The organism is Vreelandella aquamarina, from assembly GCF_020075495.1.
In the GTDB taxonomy this organism is placed as follows: Bacteria; Pseudomonadota; Gammaproteobacteria; order Pseudomonadales; family Halomonadaceae; genus Vreelandella; species Vreelandella aquamarina_A.
In genome coordinates, this window is sequence record NZ_JABYQT010000003.1 from 271,570 (window position 1) to 290,207 (window position 18,638).

Consider the following 18,638-nt stretch of genomic DNA (forward strand, 5'->3'; position numbering starts at 1 on the left):
CCGGCCTTTTGCCAACTTAATATAAATCACGTTTCATCTTCCATTCCCGAACGAATAGGAAAAAACGGCATATGGCATTATACGTACAGAAGTTCGGTGGCACCTCGGTAGGTTCGGTTGACCGTATCAAGGCCGTGGCGGAAAAGGTCAAGGGCTTTCGCGACCAGGGGCATCAGGTCGTGGTCGTGGTCTCTGCCATGAGCGGAGAGACCAACCGTCTGACCGATATGGCCAACGCGCTCAATGAAGACCCCGCTCCGCGCGAGATGGACATGCTGCTCTCGACCGGTGAGCAGGTAACCATTTCCCTGCTTGCCATGGCGCTCCAGCAGATTGGCGTATCCGCCACTTCGCACACGGGCGCCCAGGTGGGTATTCATACCGATAGTGCCTACACCAAAGCCCGTATCCAGCGTATCGAGACCGATGATCTCAAGGCCGACCTCGAAGCAGGCAAGGTCGTCGTTGTCGCCGGTTTTCAGGGCGTTGACGAGAACGGTAATATCACCACGCTTGGCCGCGGTGGCTCGGACACCACGGGCGTGGCGCTGGCCGCGGCTCTCGGTGCCGACGAGTGCCAGATCTATACCGATGTGGACGGCGTCTACACCACCGACCCGCGCGTATGCACCAAGGCGCAGCGCCTTGAGAGCATCACGGTGGAAGAGATGCTGGAGCTTGCCAGTCTCGGCTCCAAGGTACTGCAGATTCGCGCGGTCGAGTTTGCAGGCAAGTACAACGTTCCCCTGCGGGTACTGTCGAGCTTCGAAGATGGCCCCGGTACCCTAATTGTTGCAGATGCTGACCAAGACGAGGACTCCATGGAAGAACCGCTGATCTCCGGTATCGCGTTTACCAAGAACGAAGCCAAGTTGACCCTGCTGCACACGCCTGATGTGCCGGGCGTGGCCTCTCGCATTCTTGGCCCTATCGCCGATGCCAATATTGAAGTCGACATGATCGTGCAGAATGTAGCCCCGGCGGGTGACTACACCGACTTCACCTTCACCGTGGCAAAAGGCGATTACAAGGCCACCAAGAAGCTGATCGAGGAAACGGTCATCCCGGATCTGGGCGGCGGAGAACTGCGCGGTGACGACAATATTGCCAAGGTTTCTCTGGTAGGCGTCGGCATGCGTTCGCACGCAGGCGTTGCTTCCAAGATGTTCCGCGTCCTGGCTGACGAGAACGTCAACATCCGTATGGTGTCTACCTCGGAAATCAAGATCTCCGTGGTTATTGACGAAAAACACATGGAACTGGCGGTGAACGCGCTGCATAAGGCCTTTGGCCTGGATAAAGTAAATGTAGAATCCGAATAACATTTATGCCTTAAACCTTCTACGCTGAAAAGGTACTCGCTGCCGTTGGTGGTGGGCTTTCTTTCAACGGGAGGTTTAAGTGTCATGGACTCAGAGGCATTGGTGCCAGCGCCACTATGCCGCATAATGGCGTGGTGGCGCCTCTGGTGGACACAACCCGTTGTAATAAAACGTCTGAAAAGGAGATCAGCCATGCTCATCCTGACCCGCCGTGTCGGCGAAACGCTGATGATAGGTGATGAGATCACCGTCACAGTGCTAGGTGTGAAAGGTAATCAGGTACGTATAGGCGTCAACGCGCCTAAGGACGTAGCGGTGCACCGGGAAGAGATTTATCAGCGCATTCAGCGCGAGCGTAGTAGCAGTGAAAGTGAAACCGAGTAAATGGCCGCTTACATCACGCCCATTAAAGGGCGTCTAAACGGTAACGTAAGGACGGCGCGAAAAAAAATCGGCAAAGGGCTGGACACCAGCCGCTGAAATCGGTAACATTCGCGCCGTGCTGTTGAGGAGAGGTGGCCGAGTGGCTGAAGGCGCTCCCCTGCTAAGGGAGTATAGGGTTTATAGCCCTATCGAGGGTTCGAATCCCTCCCTCTCCGCCAGCCGCACATTAGAAGATGCGCCCGTAGCTCAGCTGGATAGAGTACCTGACTACGAATCAGGTGGTCGGAGGTTCGAATCCTCCCGGGCGCGCCATCTTCTAAGTCGATGCCAGGCGAAAGCCCTAAAGTACTTGATTGATGTTCGACTAGGTATTTTACATCGTTAAAGCGCCCGTAGCTCAGCTGGATAGAGTACCTGACTACGAATCAGGTGGTCGGAGGTTCGAATCCTCCCGGGCGCGCCAGATTCCAAACCCGCTCTCTTAACGAGAGCGGGTTTTCTGTTTTCTAGCCTGATCGAGATGGCTCGCGTCTCGGTCTTGGATCGTTTAGAGCGCCCCGCACGTTGCGAGGGCGCTTTTTTTTGGTCAACTCATTTTGGCCAACTCATTTTGGCCAACTCAAGCGCTCAGGCGGGTGCACCGGCCACGTTGTCCACCGCCAGGTTGTCTACTACCAGGTTGTCCAGCAGAGTCTCCAGGTCGGTCAGACGCTTTACGCGCTGAAAATGCTGATCAGCCTCTGCATTGCCCTGACGCATCTGGGCAAGCCACTGTTTCACCAACGAGACCACGACACGATCCGGTAGGTGCTGGCGCTGCAGGTCGGCATACTCCTTGAGCACGCCGGCACGCATTTCCCAGGTGGTTTCCGGCAGCCGCTCGCCGGTTTGCTGCCAGTGGCGGATACGCGGCGCAAGCCAGGGGTCGGCCAGGGCGCTGCGCCCCAGCATGACATCGCGACAGCCCGATAGCGTGCGCGCCTTCCAGTAGGCCTCCAGCGTCCATATATCCCCATTGGCAACCACCGGTATGGATACCTGTTGGCGAATGCGGCCGATCCACTCCCAATGGGCCGGCGGGCGGTAGCCTTCGTCACGTGTGCGACCGTGTACCACCAGGCGCGCCGCACCGCCTGCCTGGGTTGCCTGGGCACAGGCGACCGCCAGGCGGCGGTCTGAAAAGCCCAGGCGAATCTTGGCCGTCACCGGTATCTCACCCGCCAGTGCGTCGGCAACCGCCTTTACTGCTCGATAGACGCGCTCGGGGCGACGCAGCAGCGAGGCGCCGCCATCGTGGCGGTTGACCAGCTTGGCCGGGCAGCCGAAGTTGAGATCCACGCTCAGCGCGCCCAAGGAGAGCGCCTGGCGGGCGTTCTCGGCAAGCGCCTCAGGGTCGGAACCAAGCAGCTGCAAATGCACGGGGACGCCGCTAGGGGTCGCCACCGGGCGCTGGGCAAGCTCGGGGCAGTGGCGGTAGAACACGCGCGGCGGTAAACGCGTATCCACCACGCGGACAAACTCGGTCACGGTCCAATCGAATCCTGCCTGTCGCGTCAACAGCTCGCGCGTGAGCGCATCGATGACGCCCTCCATCGGGGCAAGACCAATCTTTCCGTTTTGTAGTAAATTAACAACCATGACTTCCACTATGGCGCGATTGCAAACTATGCTGGGTGTGGCAGGTTAGTGTATTACTTTCATTACGCCAAGAAGCTTTTATAGCGCGTGAGTGCTTGATGAGTACCTGATAACGGGAGGGGAGGCATGCAGGATTCTGAACTGCTCCAGGAAGGACTGGCCATCATGGGGCTGGGTATGGGGTTTGTTTTTGTTTTTCTTACGGTTTTGGTTGTCAGCGTAACGCTGATGTCAAAATTGATCGGGCGTTTTCAGCCGCTACCGGCACCGGCCACGGCAGGTTCGCCGGGCGGGCATGCCCCGGCAGGGGCGGATACGGATGCCGACGTACAGGCAGTGATCAGTGCTGCAGTGCATCGTTATCGCTCTTCGCGGCGGGATTAAACGACCCGCACTTTGTTGGCTACGACAATTCAAACGTCTTTTTTTGTTAGTTTTACTACATATCTATAATTTCAACCTGTGAGCTATCGCCATGAACGAGACAAAACGCCCGCTGGGAATTACCGACGTTGTGCTGCGCGACGCCCACCAGTCGCTGTTTGCCACCCGTCTACGCCTTGAAGACATGCTGCCGATTGCCGAAAAGCTGGACCGCGTCGGTTTCTGGTCGCTGGAAACCTGGGGCGGCGCCACCTTCGATGCATGCATCCGCTATCTGGGTGAAGACCCCTGGGAGCGTATTCGCGCCCTGAAGGAAGCCATGCCCAATACGCCGCAGGCCATGCTGCTGCGCGGCCAGAACCTGCTCGGCTATCGCCATTACGCCGATGACGTGGTCGACAGATTCGTCGAGCGTGCCAAGACCAACGGGGTCGACGTCTTCCGGGTATTTGACGCCATGAACGACCCGCGCAACCTGGAACGTGCCATCAAGGCGGTACGTCAGACTGGCGGCCACGCTCAAGGCACCATTTCCTATACGGTAAGTCCGGTCCATACCCTGGATAGCTGGGTCGACCTTGCCTCGACCATTGCGGCAATGGGAGCAGACTCGTTGGCTATCAAGGATATGGCGGGGCTCTTGACGCCTTATACCGCCTTCGACCTGGTGACCCGACTCAAGAAAACCCTCTCCATTCCCGTTCACCTGCACTGCCATGCCACCACAGGCCTCTCCACCTCGACCATTCTCAAGGCGGTGGAAGCAGGCGTCGACAATGTGGATACCGCCATCTCCTCGATGTCGATGACCTACGGGCATAGCCCGACGGAATCGGTCGTGGCCATGCTCAAGGATACCGACCGCGACACCGGGCTCGATCTCGAGCTTCTGGAAGACATTGCCAGCTACTTCCGCGAAGTGCGCAAGAAATACGCCGCCTTCGAAGGCTCTCTGCGCGGTATCGATTCGCGTATTCTGGTCGCCCAGGTGCCCGGCGGCATGCTCACCAACATGGAGGGCCAGCTCAAGGAGCAGGGCGCCGGTGACAAGCTGGACGACGTGTTGGGAGAAATTCCACGCGTGCGCGAAGACCTGGGATTCATTCCGCTTGTGACGCCTACCTCACAGATCGTGGGTACCCAGGCGGTCATGAACGTGATGATGGGCGAGCGCTACGCGTCGATCTCCAAGGAAGTGCAAGCACTTCTGAAAGGTGAGTACGGCGCCGCGCCGGCGCCGTTCAACCAGGAGCTGCAGGCGCGCGTGCTGGAGGGCGGCGAGCCGATTACCTGCCGCCCGGCGGATAATCTTCAACCGGAAATGCAGCGCCTTGCCGCAGAGCTTAAAGATAAGGCCGGTGCCGAGAAGATACGCCTGGCCGACGGTGAGCGCGAGCAGGACGACGTGCTGACCTACGCGCTGTTTCCGCAGATTGGTCTCAAGTTTCTTAAAAACCGCGACAACCCCGATGCCTTCGAGCCCGCCCCGACGGCTTCAGGTAGCGAAGCGGCCGCGGTGCCCGAAAAGCCCGCGAGCGCTCCGGCACCCGCCCGTGGCCCGGAAACCTATACCGTCAAGCTCAACGGCAAGGCGTTTGTGGTCGAAGTCTCCGAAGGCGGTGATATCGGCCAGGTACAAGAGCAGGCCCAGCCCGCCAGTGCTGCGCCAGCGCCAGCACCGGCTGCCAGCAGCGGCGAGAGCATTGCCGCGCCGCTGGCCGGCAATATCTTCAAGGTGAACGTGCGTCCGGGCGACCAGGTTGCCGAAGGAGATGTGGTGATCATCCTTGAAGCGATGAAAATGGAAACCGAGATTCGCGCAAGCGCTGCCGGTACGGTCTCGAAAGTCAATGTCAGCGAAGGCGACAGCGTGGCTGTCGGTGACGCACTGATCGAGCTTTAAGGGCACCCGGCATGGAAAAACTAATCACCCTGTGGGAAGGCTCGGGGCTTTATAACCTCGAGCTTGGCCAGGCGGTCATGATCCTGGTGGGGCTCTTGCTGCTTTATCTGGCGATCCACAAGAAGTTCGAACCGCTGTTGCTGGTGCCTATCGGTTTCGGCGGTATTCTGGCCAACATACCCGAAGCGGGGCTTGCCATCTCGGCGCTCGACCAGGCCATCGAGGTGGCCAGGCCCGCGGTGCTCCAGCAGATCAGCGCAGCGCTTGGCACCACCCTTGATCCGCTGGCCAGCGTAGCGGTCTGGCGCGAGACGCTGCACGTGCTGGCCCATGGCGACGTGGCACCGGATCAGCTGCGTGCCGCCAAGGATATCGCGCTGAGCGTGGGTTACAGCGACGGTATGCTCTACAACTTCTATCGCGTGGCCATCGGCTCGGGCGTGGCGCCGCTGTTGATCTTCATGGGCGTGGGGGCAATGACCGATTTCGGCCCCTTGCTTGCCAATCCGCGCACGCTGTTTCTGGGCGCGGCGGCGCAGTTCGGCATTTTCGCCACGCTGTTTGGTGCGGTGCTATTGACCTCCATGGGCGTGATGGATTTCTCGCTCAACCAGGCCGCGGCCATCGGCATCATCGGCGGCGCCGACGGGCCGACCTCGATCTATGTCTCGAGCGTTCTGGCACCGGAGCTTCTGGGAGCGATTGCCGTGGCGGCCTACGCCTACATGGCGCTGGTGCCGCTGATTCAGCCACCCATCATGCGTCTGTTGACCACGGAAAAAGAGCGTCAGATCACCATGACGCAGATGCGCCCTGTGTCCAAGCTGGAAAAGATCGTGTTCCCGCTGATGCTGCTGATTCTGGTCGCGCTGTTTCTACCCGATGCAGCACCGCTTCTGGGGATGTTCTGCTTTGGCAACCTGATGCGCGAGTGCGGCGTGGTGGAGCGGCTTTCCGATACCGCCCAGAACGCGTTGATCAATATCGTGACCATCATTCTAGGGCTTTCGGTGGGTTCCAAACTGATGGCGGACAGCTTCCTGACCGTGCAGACCCTGGGCATTCTGGGGCTGGGCATCGTGGCTTTCGGCATCGGCACCGCCGCCGGTGTACTGATGGCCAAGCTGATGAACCTGGTCAGCCGCATGCCGATCAATCCGCTGATCGGGGCGGCGGGTGTGTCGGCCGTGCCCATGGCGGCTCGGGTGGCCAACAAGGTCGGCCTGGAAGCCAATCCGCATAACTTCTTGCTGATGCACGCCATGGGGCCGAACGTGGCCGGGGTGATCGGCTCGGCGGTGGCCGCCGGGGTCATGATCAAGTACCTGGGCTAATGTAGAAACGCGGTTGGCCAGCCAGCGGCTTGCGGGTTACCGCAAGCCGCTTTTTTGTGCGCAGCGGTCAAGGCAGGGTGTCAAGCGGCGTGATATCCAGCGCGCACTTCAAGCGATTTTCAAGCGGAGCAAGGTCAAGCGCCTGGTCGCGCGGCCAGCCGATGGTCAGTTGTACCCCGTCCTTGTCGTAGTCTACTCGTTCAACGGGGATGGCTTGCTCGCTGCACCAGGTGCGGGCAACGGCTTCGTTGGCGAAGGCGAGGTGCAGGGTGTAGGCATCGCGCTCGATCACCTCGAGCGTGGGCAGGGTTTCCAGCGCGTGGCTGACCGCCTGGGCGTAGGCGCGGGCCAGACCGCCGGTGCCGAGCTTGGTACCGCCAAAATAGCGGATGACCACGCAACCCACCTCGCCAAGCTGGCTGCCTTGCAGCACTTGAAACATGGGCCGGCCCGCCGTGCCGCCCGGCTCGCCATCGTCGGAAAAGCCGATCTGGTTCTGCTCGCCGGGCGGGCCGGCAATATAGGCCGTGCAGTGGTGGCTGGCGCTCGGGTGGGCGGCTCTGGCCGCCTCGAGCAGCGCGCCGAACGCGCCAACGTTCGGTGCATGGCAAAGCCAGGCGATAAACTGGCTCTTTTCCACGTCGATCTCGGCGCTATGCCACTGCGCGGCAGGTAAATCAGGGACTCGATAACGCAATCAGTGCTCCAGAGGCCCATGGGCATTGGCTGCAAGGCCTTCCCGGTCGTGCTGGGCCACACCCATGACCATTCCCAATACTTGAATATCGCGATTATGCAAGAAGAGGTCCGGCGTGTGGGCATCGGCAGGCCACAGGTGCACGCCAAACCGGTTGATCGACAGGTGCTTCAGGGCAAATTCCTGATGATTGATCTGGGCCACGGCGGTCTCTTCATGCGTATCGTGCTGAAAACGCCGGATAATGATGACATCCCCATCGAACAAGTTGCAATCGCGCATGCGGTTGCCGCGTACCTTGAGGGCATAAGTATTGCGTCTGGTCATGCGCGGCGCCTTGAAGGCACGTGCCGACTGCAGGTTCTTGGAAGGGCAGGAAGCCGTGGCGAGCGATGAGCGGCTTGCACGTGATGGTGCTGACATCGACATGGTCATGGGGAATTCTCCAATGCAGCGCCCTCTCCCTAGGCAGGTGATCGTGATAGACCGGTATGGTTGTTGATATGGTTTTTCATACAGTGGTTTCAGTATACAGCTGTTCTTGCATACAGTGATAGTGCTGTTTTTGACGAAGCGCAGTGAGAACTCCGAAACGGTGGCATCGCCTACACGCTTGATTTGCGCCTCGGGCGGTTTCATCGGCTGGCGATGAATCGGCTTTACGTGTAGAGTTTCGCCCTCTATCAATACGGCAGGAGAGACCTTTGAGCCTGTGCCTTGAAGCACGACAGCTGGCCTGTGAGCGCGAAGGGCGCTGGTTGTTCGAAGGGCTCGACCTCGTGGTTCGCAGCGGTGAAATCCTTCGCGTCGAAGGCCCCAACGGCAGCGGCAAGACCACCCTGTTGAAGCTTCTGGCAGGCCAGTTGAGCGATTACCACGGCGAGCTTTTCTGGAAGGGCGTCCCTTTTGGCAAGGTGCGCGAACAGTTTGTGGCCAACTTGCTGTATCTGGGGCACTCGCCGGGTATCAAGGCGGGGCTTTCACCGCTCGAGAATCTGGCCTGGTACCAGGCGCTCTGCGGCGAGCGAGGCAGCGAAGCGCAGCGCCTGAGCGCTCTGGAGCAGGTAGGGCTTGAAGGGTTCGAAGACGTGCCGGCAGGGCAGCTATCCGCAGGTCAGCAGCGGCGTGTCGCGCTGGCTCGGTTAACGCTTACGCGCCGCGCGCTGTGGGTGCTGGACGAGCCGTTTACCGCCATCGACCGTCAGGGCGTGGCCGCGCTCGAAGCGCAGCTTGCCGCCCACGCTGCTGCCGGAGGCAGTGTGGTAGTGACCACGCACCATGCACTGAGCGCGTCTTCTGCCGTGCGCTGCATTCAATTGGGATAGGTGATGACGCAAGGGCAAAAGGCTACCCCGGCAATCGCTGAAACAGCGCGGCCAGGGGGGCTGTGGATTGCCTTCACGGCAACGCTCAAACGCGACATGACGCTGATGTTCAGGCGCCGCGGCGAGCTGATCAATCCGCTGGTCTTCTTTGCGCTGGTGATAACGCTGTTTCCGATCGGCATTTCACCCGAGCGCGAGGTACTGGCGCTGATCGCCCCCGGGCTTTTATGGGTGGCTGCGCTTCTGGCAGCGCTGCTGTCACTGGATAGCCTGTTTCGCACCGACTACGACGATGGCAGCCTGGAGCAGATGCTGCTGGCCCCTCAACCGCTGGCCGCGCTCGGCCTTGCCAAGGTGGTGGCCCACTGGTTGTTGACCGGCCTGCCGCTGGCGCTGGTGGCGCCGCTTCTGGGTGTCATGCTGGCGCTGCCGGCAGGCAGCTATGGGGTGCTGGTGCTGGCACTTTTACTGGGCAGTGCCAGCCTGAGCCTGATGGGGGCGATTGGCGCGGCGCTCACGGTCGGCATTGCCCGCGGGGGCGTGCTGCTGTCGCTGCTGATATTGCCGCTGTATATCCCGGTGCTCATTTTTGGCGTCGGGGCGGTACAGGCTGCCATCATCGGTGAAGGGGTCGCCGCGCACCTGGCCATGCTGGGCGCTCTGCTTGCCGCATCGCTCCTGCTGGCCCCCTGGGCGATTGCCGCCTCGCTACGCATCAGCATCAACGGTTAAGGACAGAACACCTCATGTGGACCTTCATTCATAAATGGGGCTCGCCCAAATGGTTCTATGCCATGAGCGCAAGGCTGCAGCCCTGGTGCTGGGCGGCCGCACTGATGCTGATTGCACTGGGGACAGTGTGGGGCTTGGGCTTCGCCCCGGCGGATTATCAGCAGGGCAATAGTTTCAGAATCATCTACGTCCACGTGCCCGCCGCCTTTCTCGCCCAGTCGGTGTTCGTGTCGATGGCGGCGGCGAGCCTGGTCTTCATGGTCTGGAAGATCAAGGTGGCCGACATGGCGGCGACGGTAATGGCACCGTTCGGGGCGGTGATGACCTTCGTGGCGCTGTTCTCCGGCGCGGTGTGGGGTGTGCCCACCTGGGGCACCTGGTGGATGTGGGACGCCCGGCTGACCTCCATGCTGATCCTGCTGTTTCTGTATCTGGGCGTCATCGCCCTGCGTGGCGCCTTTGCCAGTCGCGACGGTGGTTCAAAGGCGGCCTCGGTGCTCGCCATGGTGGGCGTCATCAATATCCCGATCATCAAGTACTCGGTGGACTGGTGGTTTACGCTCCATCAGCCCTCCACGTTTTCAGTCACGTCGCGTCCGGCCATGCCTGTGGAAATGTGGCTGCCGCTGTTAATCATGGTGCTGGGTTTCTACTGCTTCTTTATTGCCCTGACGCTGATGCGTACGCGCAGTGAAATCCTGCGCCGCGAGATCAACAAGCGCTGGGTCATCGACCTCGCCAGGGAGATGCGCTGATGGCCTTTGCATCGCTGGGCGCGTTTTTCGCCATGGGCGGGCACGGCCCTTACGTATGGGCAGCCTGGGGTGTCACGGCACTGCTCATGGCTGCCTGCGTTATCCACGCGCGCCTCGAACGCCGCCAGCTGGCCCGGCTGTTAATGCGCCGCGCTCGGCGTGGCAGTACTTCTCAACCCCATCAAGCGAGTCATGCCGATGACCCCTAGACGCCGCCAGAAACTGCTGGTCATTCTGGGCGCCCTGGCGCTTGCAGGCGTGGCCGTGGGCCTTACGCTCTACGCCTTGCGCGCCAACATCAACCTGTTCTTCAGTCCGGTGCAGATTGCCCAGGGCGATGCGCCCATCGAGCGGACCATTCGCGCCGGCGGCATGGTCAAGGAGGGGTCGGTGGTTCGTGACCCGCAAAGCCTGAACGTCGAATTCCAGATTACCGACTACGTGGCCGAGCTTGGCGTGGCTTACAACGGCATCCTGCCGGATTTGTTCCGCGAAGGGCAGGGCGTAGTGGTGGTCGGCAAGCTGGCAGCCGATGGGCAGTTCGTGGCGGACAAGGTGCTGGCCCGCCACGATGAAAACTACATGCCGCCGGAAGTCGCTCAGGCGCTGCAAGAGGCAGGCTACTCGCCGGCCGACTATCAGGCCAAGGCGGCCGAGGTAGGCGAGCGCCTCAGGCGGCAGGAAAACGAAGGGTAGAGTGTCGATGTTGGTAAAAATGATTCCTGAGCTTGGCCATTTCGCGCTGATCATTGCCCTTTTGATGGCCGCGGTGCAGACGCTCATGCCGCTGGCCGGTGCCGCCACGCGAAGGCCGCTGTGGATGGCCTACGGCCACCCCATGGCCGTGGGTCAGTTCCTGTTCATAGCGTTTGCCTACCTGTGCCTGACGGCAAGCTACGCGCTGGATGATTTCAGCGTGGCGAACGTGGCCAACAACTCCAACTCCATGCTGCCCTGGTACTACAAGCTGAGTGCGGTATGGGGCAACCACGAAGGCTCGGTGCTGCTTTGGAGCTTGATGCTGGCCGGCTGGGGCTACGCCGCCTCGCGTTTCTCAGCCAGTTTGCCGCGGGACATGCTGGCCCGCGTGCAGGGCGTCATGGGCTTCATCAGCGTGGGGTTTCTGCTGTTCATCCTGCTCACTTCCAACCCGTTCACGCGGCTGTTGCCCAACGTGCCGGGCGATGGCGCGGATCTCAACCCGCTGCTGCAGGATATCGGGCTGATCGTCCATCCGCCCATGCTCTACATGGGCTACGTGGGGTTTTCGGTAGCGTTCGCGTTTGCCATCGCCGCGCTGCTGGGGGGGCGGCTCGATGCCGCCTGGACGCGCTGGGTGCGGCCCTGGACCAACCTTGCCTGGGCCTTTCTGACCGTGGGCATCGCGCTTGGCAGCTGGTGGGCCTATTACGAGCTTGGCTGGGGCGGCTGGTGGTTCTGGGACCCGGTAGAGAACGCCTCGCTCTTGCCCTGGCTGACGGGCACGGCGCTGATCCACTCGCTGGCGGCGACCGAGAAGCGCGGCTCGTTCAAGAGCTGGACCGTGCTGCTGGCCATCTTCACCTTTTCGCTTTCGTTGATGGGCACCTTCCTGGTGCGCTCGGGCGTGCTTACCTCGGTGCACGCGTTTGCCAACGACCCCTCGCGCGGGTTGTTCATCCTGGTGCTGCTGGGCATTACCGTCACGCTGTCTCTGGCCATCTTTGCCCTGCGTGCGCCGCGGGTAAGTCATCACGTCGGCTTCACCTGGCTCTCGCGGGATGCGCTGTTACTGATCAACAACATCCTGCTGGTCATCATGACCGTGACCATTCTGCTCGGCACGCTCTATCCGCTGATTCTGGACTCGCTCGGGCTTGGCAAGATCAGCGTAGGCCCGCCGTACTTCAACGCGCTGTTCGTGCCGCTGACGGTTGTCATGTGCATCTTCATGGGCCTTGGCCCGGTGGCCCGCTGGAAGCGCATGGCATCCGGTGAGCTAATCGCCAAGCTGTGGCTTGCCGGGGGCGCGGCGCTGGTGCTTGGCGCTGTGCTGCCGCTGGTCTACCGGGGCGAGTGGAACCTGTGGGTATCGCTGGGTATCGTCACCGCGCTGTGGATCGTGCTGCCCATGGTGCGCGATGTCTTCGACAAGACGCGCCATGGCGCCACGCGGCTTGGCGGGCTTGGCAAGCTGTCGCTGGCCTATTGGGGCATGGTGCTTGGGCATCTGGGCCTGGCGGTCACGATCGTGGGGGTGACGGTGGTGTCCAACTACGCCGTCGAGCGTACCGTGCGCATGGCGCCGGGCACCACGGTGGACGTTGCCGGCTACGAGTTCACCCTGCAGGAGCTGATCAACCGCCGCGGGGCCAACTTTCTTGCCGATACTGCCGTCCTCGAGGTGAAGCGGGTGACATCCGGCAGGCCTTTCATGATGCGTCCGGAAAAGCGCCTGTATCTGGCCACCGGCATGCCCATGACCCAGGTGGCGCTGCGCCCGGGGCTTTTCCGCGACCTGTATGTCGCCATGGGGGAAGACCTCGACGACGGCAGCTGGGCCATGCGTATCCAGTACAAGCCTTTCGTGCGCTGGCTCTGGCTGGGCGGCTTGCTGATGGCGCTGGGTGGCGTATTGGCGATTATCGACAAACGCTACCGGCGCCCCGCGAAGGCTTCGCGTACTGCACATGAGGAGGTTGTCCCATGAGTCGCCGACTGCTGCTGTTGCTTCTGCCGCTGGGGTTTCTCATCGTGGCGATGTTTTTGTATCAGCGCTTGCAACACGACCCCTCCGCGCGGGATTCAGCGCTGATGGCCAGGCCTTTTCCGGCTTTCGAGGCTACCACGCTGCGCGACGAAAACCGCCGCATCGACCAAGGCCTGCTGGAAGGCGAGGTCACCCTGGTCAACGTGTGGGGCGAATGGTGCCCGGCCTGCAAGCAGGAGATGCCCCAACTGCTCGAGCTTGCCGACCACGGTATCCGCATGGTGGGAGTGAACTACCGCGACACGCGTGAAAAGGGCATGCGCTTTCTCGGCGAGTATGGCGACCCCTTCGAGGTCAATATCTTCGATCCCGAGGGCGATCTGGGCTTTGATCTGGGCGTATACGGCGCGCCGGAAACCTTTCTGGTCGATGCCGGTGGCGTCATTCGCTATCACCACAAAGGCTATATTTCACCCGAGGACGTGACCCAGCGCATTCTGCCGGAGGTGGCCAAATGGCGTTGACAGGATGTTTCAAGGCAGCGTGGCTTCCGCGCTGCCTGGTGGCCCTGGCGCTTGGTGTCCTGGCGGCCAGCGCCTTGGCCGGGGGGATCGAGCTACGCGAGTTCGATGACCCGGTACTTGCCCAGCGCTACCATGACTTGACGGCGTCCATGCGCTGCCCGCTGTGTGAAAACCAGGCGATTGGCGACTCCGATTCGCCGATTTCGGCGGATATGCGCGAGCGCGTCTACCAGATGCTTCAGGAAGGCCGGTCAGACAGCGAAATCATCCATCACATGGTGGCACGCTTTGGCGACTACATTCTCTATAACCCGCGCCTGGAGCGCCGTACCTACCTGCTGTGGGGCTTGCCCATTGGCCTGGGTATCGTTGGCTTCATGATCGTGCTGCTGGTGGTACGCGCCCGCCGCAAGGCGTCGGCCAAGGCACTCAGCGCCGACGAACGTGCCCGCCTTGATGCGCTGATCGACCGGAGGCCCTCATGACGCTTTTATGGATCGCCTTGGCGCTGATGCTGTTGCCGGCGCTTGTCTGCCTGCTTGCGCCGCTGCGCTCGGCACGCGCCCTTTATAGCCAGCAGCAGGCCTTCGAGGCAGACGACGCTGCCACCGAGCAGAACGTGGCGATTTTCAAGCGCCGCCTGGCCTCGCTGAACGCCGCCCACGAGCGGGGCGATATCGACACCGAGCAACGTGCAGAGGGCCAGCTCGAGCTTGAGCGCAACCTGCTGGATGACACTGCTGACCAGCGCACGCGCCCGCTGCAATCGCCCCGCGCCGGGCGCCTGGCCGTGCCGCTGGTCGCTCTGGGGGTTACCGCCATCAGCCTGTTCTGGTACCTGCAGGAGGGCGCCGAGGGCGACCTTGCACTTTATCGCGTGCAGCAAGAGCTGCTGGAAGACCCCAGCGCCACGGCCACCACCTATATTGCCCGCCTGGAAGCGCAGGCGGCACGCCAGCCCGGCAACCCCAACGTCTGGGCGGCGCTGTTCCCGCTCTACCGCGATACCGGCCAGCAGGCCAGGGCGGTACACGCCCTTGAGCAGCTGATGACTCTGGAAGGGCGTCAGCCTGAGGTGCTTGCCCAGCTTGCCCAGCTTCGCTTTTTCATGGCCGACCGCGAGCTGGCCCCCGACGTGCAGGCGCTGGTGGATGAAACCCTGGCACAAGACCCGCGTCAGCCAACGGTGTTAGGCTTGCTCGGCATTCACGCCTTCGATGAAGGCGATTACGCTGGCGCCATCGAGCGCTGGCGCCGGGCGCTGGCAACCAGCGATAACGCCATGGCAGAGTCGCTGCGCGAAGGCATTCGCGTGGCCCAGGAGCGCCTGGAAGGCGCCCCCGCGGCCGAGCGCTCCGACCCAACCGAAATAATGCCGCCGAGGCCGTGACTGATCGTGTATCCGAGTAAGCTTCCTATGTTGAACCGCCGTCCTGCAGGTCCAGCATGCGTTTAACCTCCATTCGCCTGGTGGGGTTCAAGTCCTTCGTCGACCCGGTCACGGTGCCCTTCGACGGCAACATGACCGCGATCGTCGGCCCCAATGGCTGCGGCAAGTCCAACATCATCGACGCCGTGCGCTGGGTGATGGGCGAATCCTCCGCCAAGACGTTGCGCGGCGAGTCCATGGCGGATGTCATCTTCAATGGCTCCACCGGACGCAAGCCCGTGGGGCAGGCCTCCATCGAGCTCAAGTTCGACAACCGTGACGGCACCATGGGCGGGGTATATGCCCAGTACGCGGAAATCGTGGTCAAGCGCCTGGTCACCCGCGACGGCCAGTCCAACTACTTCTTCAACGGCCAGAAGTGCCGCCGCCGGGATATTGCGGATCTGTTCATGGGCACGGGCCTGGGGCCGCGCTCTTACGCGATCATCGGTCAGGGCATGATCTCGAGGCTGATCGAAGCGCGCCCGGACGATCTGCGCTCCACACTGGAGGAAGCGGCGGGCATCTCCAAGTACAAGGAGCGCCGCCGGGAAACCGAAAACCGCATGCGCCGCACCCAGGAGAACCTGGAGCGTCTGGACGACATTCGCGAGGAGCTGGACAAGCAGCTAGAGCGCCTGAAGCGCCAGGCCGAAGCGGCCAAGCGCTACCAGGAACTCAAGCAGCAGGAGTACCGCCTCAAAGGTGAACTTGCCCTGCTGCGCGGGCGCACCCTGCGCGCCGAACAGTCGCTGCAGGAGAGCCGGGTGCGCGAGCTTGAAACCGCCGTTGAAAAAGACGTGTTCGGTGTGCGCGCCTGCGAAACCCGCCTGGAGCAGGCTCGCGAGCAGCACGATGAGCTGGCGGAAGTGCTCGAACGCCACCAGCAGCAGTTCTTCGAGACCACCACGCACATCGCAAGGCTCGAGCAGGACCAGGCCCACCGCAAGAGCCGCGACGCCCAGCTGGCCGCGGATATCGCCACCGCCCGGCGCGAGCTCGATGAGCAGCGCCGGGTCAGCGAAGGCGACCGCGAACGCCTGACCGCCATCGACGAGCGCTTTGAAGACCTTGGCCCGGAGCATGAAGCCCTCGAAGAGCAGCTGGAGGCGCTTGAGCAGGCGCTTGCCGATGTCACGCCCGCCCTGGAGGCCGCCGAGCAGCAGTGGACAGAGGCGGAAAACCGCTGGCGGGACTCGAGCCGTGAAGCCGAGCGCAGCCAGGACCAGTTGCGCGACCTGGAGCAGCGCATTACGCGCCTGCAGGCCGAAGGTCAGCGCCGCCGCCAGCAGCGCGGAGAGCTTGCAGACCTTGGCGCCCTGCGCGAAGAGCACCAGCAGTACCAGGCGCAACTCGAAGAGGCCGAAGAGCGCGCCGAGGCTTTTACCCAGGCCCGCGAACAGTGGCAGCAACAGTACGCTGATGCCAAGAACGCCTACCAGCAGGCCACGCGCACGCGCGATGACAAGCGCGCCGAGCTGAGCCAGCGCCAGGGCGAGCTCGCCTCGCTGCAGGCACTGATGGATGCAGCCCTGGCCGATCACGACCCGGATATCGACGCCGCCCTCGACGCCCAGGGGCTCAACACCGCCCCGCGCCTGGGCGAGGTGCTGGACGTCACGCCGGGCTGGGAAACCGTCGTTTCCTGGCTGCTGGCGCCCTGGCTGAATGCCCGGCTGGTATCAAGCCAGCAACTGGCCGCGCTGCCCGAGGCGCTGGCCATCGACTGGCGCTTGATCGATGCCGCCGCATCCGCTGTATCAGGCAACGACCAGCGACTGGATTCGCGAGTAAGCGGTGCCGGTGCGCTGGGGGGGTGGCTGGCGAGTATTCACGTCGTGGAAACCGCCGAACAGGCCGAGCAGCTGGCGGCGCGCCTGGCACCCGGGGAGAGCGTGGTCAGCCGCGACGGCGTATGGCGCGGGCGTGGCTGGCTGCACCAGCAGGCCAACGGCCAGGGTGTCGATGGCCTGCTGGTGACCCGCCGCCGGTTCAACGAGCTGGACGCCCAGCGCGAAGCGGACGAGCAGGCTCTGACACTGCTTGATGCGCAGTGCGAGAGCGCAAACGAAACCATCGAGACGCTGGAGCTTGCCCGCGAGCAGCAGGCCGAGCAGGAGCGCAGTCATGCGGCCAGCCTTCAGCAACTGGCGATCAAGGAGCGCAGCGCCGCCCAGAAGCTCGAGCATCTGGAGGGCCGGGCCACGGAGCTCGACGCCGAACTCAGCCAGTTGCAGGAAGATGAGGCGGCGTTGACGCTCACCCTGGAAGAGCAGCGCGCCCGCTGGCATATCGCCATGGAGACCCTGGAAGCCGCCGCCGAGGCTCGAGAGACCACCGGCGAGCAGCGCGGCCGCCTGCGCGAACAGCGCGATCAGCTGACTCGCGAACACGCTCCGCTGAAAGCCCGCCAGCAGACCCTGGCCCTTGAGCGCGAACGCTTGACCGCCGAACGCGATAGCCTGCGCTCGCAGCAGTCCCGCGCAAGCGACAGCGAAGAGCGCCTGGCGCTGCGCATCGCCGAGCTTGAAGAAGCGCGCGAGACGCTGCTGGAGCCCGACGAGATGGCCGGCGAAGAGCTCGAAGAGCTGCTGCACCAGCGCGAGCAGCAGGAGCGACGGCTCAACGACACCCGCCAGCAGGCCCAGGGGCTGGCCGAACAGCTGCGCAACGACGAGCTGGCCCGCCAGCAGCACGAACGCAACCTCGAGCAGAGCCGGGAACAGCTGCAGCAGCGGCGCATGGACGTACAAGCGCTGGCCCTGAAGGCGGCCACCCAGGACGAGCAGCTCGCGGAACTTGGCCATGACGCCGAGGCCCTGGCGGAAAATCTGCCGGGTGAGGCCAGCGAGCAAGTCTGGCAGGAGCGGCTGGAAAGTACCGGCGACAAGATCCGCCGCCTGGGCGCGATCAACCTCGCGGCCATCGAGGAGTACGACCAGCAGGCCGAGCGGCGCAACTACCTGGAAGCCCAGCACGCCGAGCTTACCGAAGCGCTGGAAACCCTGGAGCGGGCAATCAAGCGCATCGACCAGGAGACGCGGGTGCGTTTCCGGGAGACGTTCGATCAGGTGAATGGCGGGCTGCAGGAGCTCTTTCCACGTGTGTTCGGCGGCGGAGCAGCCTGGCTCACGCTGACCGGCGATGACCTGCTGGAAACCGGCGTGGCCATCATGGCGCGGCCGCCAGGCAAGAAGAACAGCACCATTCACCTGCTGTCCGGTGGCGAGAAGGCGCTTACCGCGCTTTCACTGGTGTTCTCCATCTTCCAGCTCAACCCGGCACCGTTCTGCATGCTCGACGAGGTGGACGCGCCTTTGGATGATGCCAACGTGGGCCGCTACGCCAAGCTCGTGAAGGAGATGTCGGAAAACGTCCAGTTCATCTACATCACCCACAACAAGATCGCCATGGAAGCCGCCGAGCGCCTGATGGGGGTGACCATGCAGGAGCCCGGCGTGTCACGCCTGGTATCCGTGGGGATCGATGAAGCCGCGGCGCTGGTGGACTGAGGCGAAAGGC

Annotated in this window: 18 protein-coding genes and 3 tRNA genes; 18 read left to right on the forward strand and 3 right to left on the reverse strand. The window is 62.5% G+C overall.

What is annotated here, in order from left to right; translation table 11 throughout:
* Positions 1 to 71: 71 nt before the first annotated feature.
* The 5 genes from HW452_RS06690 to HW452_RS06710 all read left to right on the forward strand — a co-directional run bounded on the left by HW452_RS06690 (position 72) and on the right by HW452_RS06710 (position 2,169).
* The gene (locus tag HW452_RS06690; protein ID WP_224105320.1) at positions 72 to 1,322 is read left to right on the forward strand and encodes an aspartate kinase; all 1,251 of its coding nucleotides are present in this window, start codon (positions 72 to 74) and stop codon (positions 1,320 to 1,322) included.
* A gap of 192 nt (positions 1,323 to 1,514) precedes the next feature.
* A complete protein-coding gene (gene csrA, locus HW452_RS06695) occupies positions 1,515 to 1,706 on the forward strand; it encodes a carbon storage regulator CsrA (protein WP_224105321.1) in 192 nt (63 codons plus the stop codon).
* 125 nt (positions 1,707 to 1,831) lie between these two features.
* A tRNA-Ser gene (locus HW452_RS06700) sits at positions 1,832 to 1,924 on the forward strand.
* Between the two features lie 17 nt (positions 1,925 to 1,941).
* Positions 1,942 to 2,018: transfer RNA gene (locus HW452_RS06705), tRNA-Arg, on the forward strand.
* A gap of 74 nt (positions 2,019 to 2,092) precedes the next feature.
* Positions 2,093 to 2,169 (forward strand) — tRNA-Arg (locus HW452_RS06710).
* Positions 2,170 to 2,333: 164 nt separating this feature from the next.
* Here the strand turns inward: HW452_RS06710 and HW452_RS06715 are convergent.
* Entirely contained in the window at positions 2,334 to 3,344 is a 1,011-nt protein-coding gene (locus HW452_RS06715; RefSeq protein WP_224105322.1) for a tRNA dihydrouridine synthase, read from the reverse strand.
* Positions 3,345 to 3,470: 126 nt separating this feature from the next.
* Between HW452_RS06715 and HW452_RS06720 the strand changes: the two genes are divergently transcribed.
* From HW452_RS06720 to HW452_RS06730, 3 genes are all read left to right on the forward strand, one after another.
* Complete coding sequence (locus HW452_RS06720; RefSeq protein WP_224105323.1) at positions 3,471 to 3,728, forward strand: OadG family protein; 258 nt, start codon at positions 3,471 to 3,473, stop codon at positions 3,726 to 3,728.
* A 91-nt stretch (positions 3,729 to 3,819) separates the two neighbouring features.
* Positions 3,820 to 5,631, forward strand: a complete 1,812-nt coding sequence (gene oadA, locus HW452_RS06725; RefSeq protein WP_224105324.1) for a sodium-extruding oxaloacetate decarboxylase subunit alpha — start codon at positions 3,820 to 3,822, stop codon at positions 5,629 to 5,631.
* An 11-nt stretch (positions 5,632 to 5,642) separates the two neighbouring features.
* Positions 5,643 to 6,965, forward strand: coding sequence for a sodium ion-translocating decarboxylase subunit beta (locus HW452_RS06730; protein WP_224105325.1), 1,323 nt, complete (start codon positions 5,643 to 5,645; stop codon positions 6,963 to 6,965).
* A gap of 67 nt (positions 6,966 to 7,032) precedes the next feature.
* Here the strand turns inward: HW452_RS06730 and HW452_RS06735 are convergent, their stop codons facing one another.
* Positions 7,033 to 7,662 carry an IMPACT family protein gene (locus HW452_RS06735; protein ID WP_224105326.1) on the reverse strand — a complete coding sequence of 210 codons (630 nt, stop codon included), beginning with the start codon at positions 7,660 to 7,662 and terminating at the stop codon, positions 7,033 to 7,035.
* Positions 7,663 to 8,097, reverse strand: coding sequence for a LexA family protein (locus HW452_RS06740; protein ID WP_224105327.1), 435 nt, complete (start codon positions 8,095 to 8,097; stop codon positions 7,663 to 7,665).
* 269 nt (positions 8,098 to 8,366) lie between these two features.
* Between HW452_RS06740 and ccmA the strand changes: the two genes are divergently transcribed.
* The 10 genes from ccmA to smc are packed head-to-tail and all read left to right on the forward strand — an operon-like array spanning position 8,367 to position 18,628.
* On the forward strand, positions 8,367 to 8,987 hold the full coding sequence (gene ccmA, locus HW452_RS06745) for a cytochrome c biogenesis heme-transporting ATPase CcmA (RefSeq protein WP_224105328.1): 621 nt from the start codon (positions 8,367 to 8,369) through the stop codon (positions 8,985 to 8,987).
* Positions 8,988 to 8,990: 3 nt separating this feature from the next.
* Positions 8,991 to 9,719, forward strand: coding sequence for a heme exporter protein CcmB (gene ccmB, locus HW452_RS06750; RefSeq protein ID WP_224105329.1), 729 nt, complete (start codon positions 8,991 to 8,993; stop codon positions 9,717 to 9,719).
* A 14-nt stretch (positions 9,720 to 9,733) separates the two neighbouring features.
* Positions 9,734 to 10,474 (forward strand): heme ABC transporter permease, encoded by a 741-nt coding sequence (locus tag HW452_RS06755; protein ID WP_224105330.1) that lies wholly within the window; start codon positions 9,734 to 9,736, stop codon positions 10,472 to 10,474.
* Positions 10,474 to 10,683 (forward strand): heme exporter protein CcmD, encoded by a 210-nt coding sequence (gene ccmD, locus HW452_RS06760; protein WP_224105331.1) that lies wholly within the window; start codon positions 10,474 to 10,476, stop codon positions 10,681 to 10,683. Before HW452_RS06755 ends, ccmD begins: the two co-directional genes overlap by 1 nt.
* Positions 10,673 to 11,170, forward strand: coding sequence for a cytochrome c maturation protein CcmE (gene ccmE, locus HW452_RS06765; protein WP_224105332.1), 498 nt, complete (start codon positions 10,673 to 10,675; stop codon positions 11,168 to 11,170). The genes ccmD and ccmE overlap by 11 nt, the downstream gene beginning before the upstream one ends.
* A gap of 7 nt (positions 11,171 to 11,177) precedes the next feature.
* The gene (locus tag HW452_RS06770; RefSeq protein ID WP_317986323.1) at positions 11,178 to 13,163 is read left to right on the forward strand and encodes a heme lyase CcmF/NrfE family subunit; all 1,986 of its coding nucleotides are present in this window, start codon (positions 11,178 to 11,180) and stop codon (positions 13,161 to 13,163) included.
* Positions 13,160 to 13,687, forward strand: coding sequence for a DsbE family thiol:disulfide interchange protein (locus HW452_RS06775; protein ID WP_224105333.1), 528 nt, complete (start codon positions 13,160 to 13,162; stop codon positions 13,685 to 13,687). The genes HW452_RS06770 and HW452_RS06775 overlap by 4 nt, the downstream gene beginning before the upstream one ends.
* Positions 13,678 to 14,172 (forward strand): cytochrome c-type biogenesis protein, encoded by a 495-nt coding sequence (locus HW452_RS06780; RefSeq protein WP_224105334.1) that lies wholly within the window; start codon positions 13,678 to 13,680, stop codon positions 14,170 to 14,172. Before HW452_RS06775 ends, HW452_RS06780 begins: the two co-directional genes overlap by 10 nt.
* Positions 14,169 to 15,077, forward strand: a complete 909-nt coding sequence (gene ccmI, locus HW452_RS06785; RefSeq protein WP_224105335.1) for a c-type cytochrome biogenesis protein CcmI — start codon at positions 14,169 to 14,171, stop codon at positions 15,075 to 15,077. The genes HW452_RS06780 and ccmI overlap by 4 nt, the downstream gene beginning before the upstream one ends.
* 56 nt (positions 15,078 to 15,133) lie before the next feature.
* Positions 15,134 to 18,628, forward strand: coding sequence for a chromosome segregation protein SMC (smc, locus tag HW452_RS06790; protein WP_224105336.1), 3,495 nt, complete (start codon positions 15,134 to 15,136; stop codon positions 18,626 to 18,628).
* Positions 18,629 to 18,638: the final 10 nt, after the last annotated feature.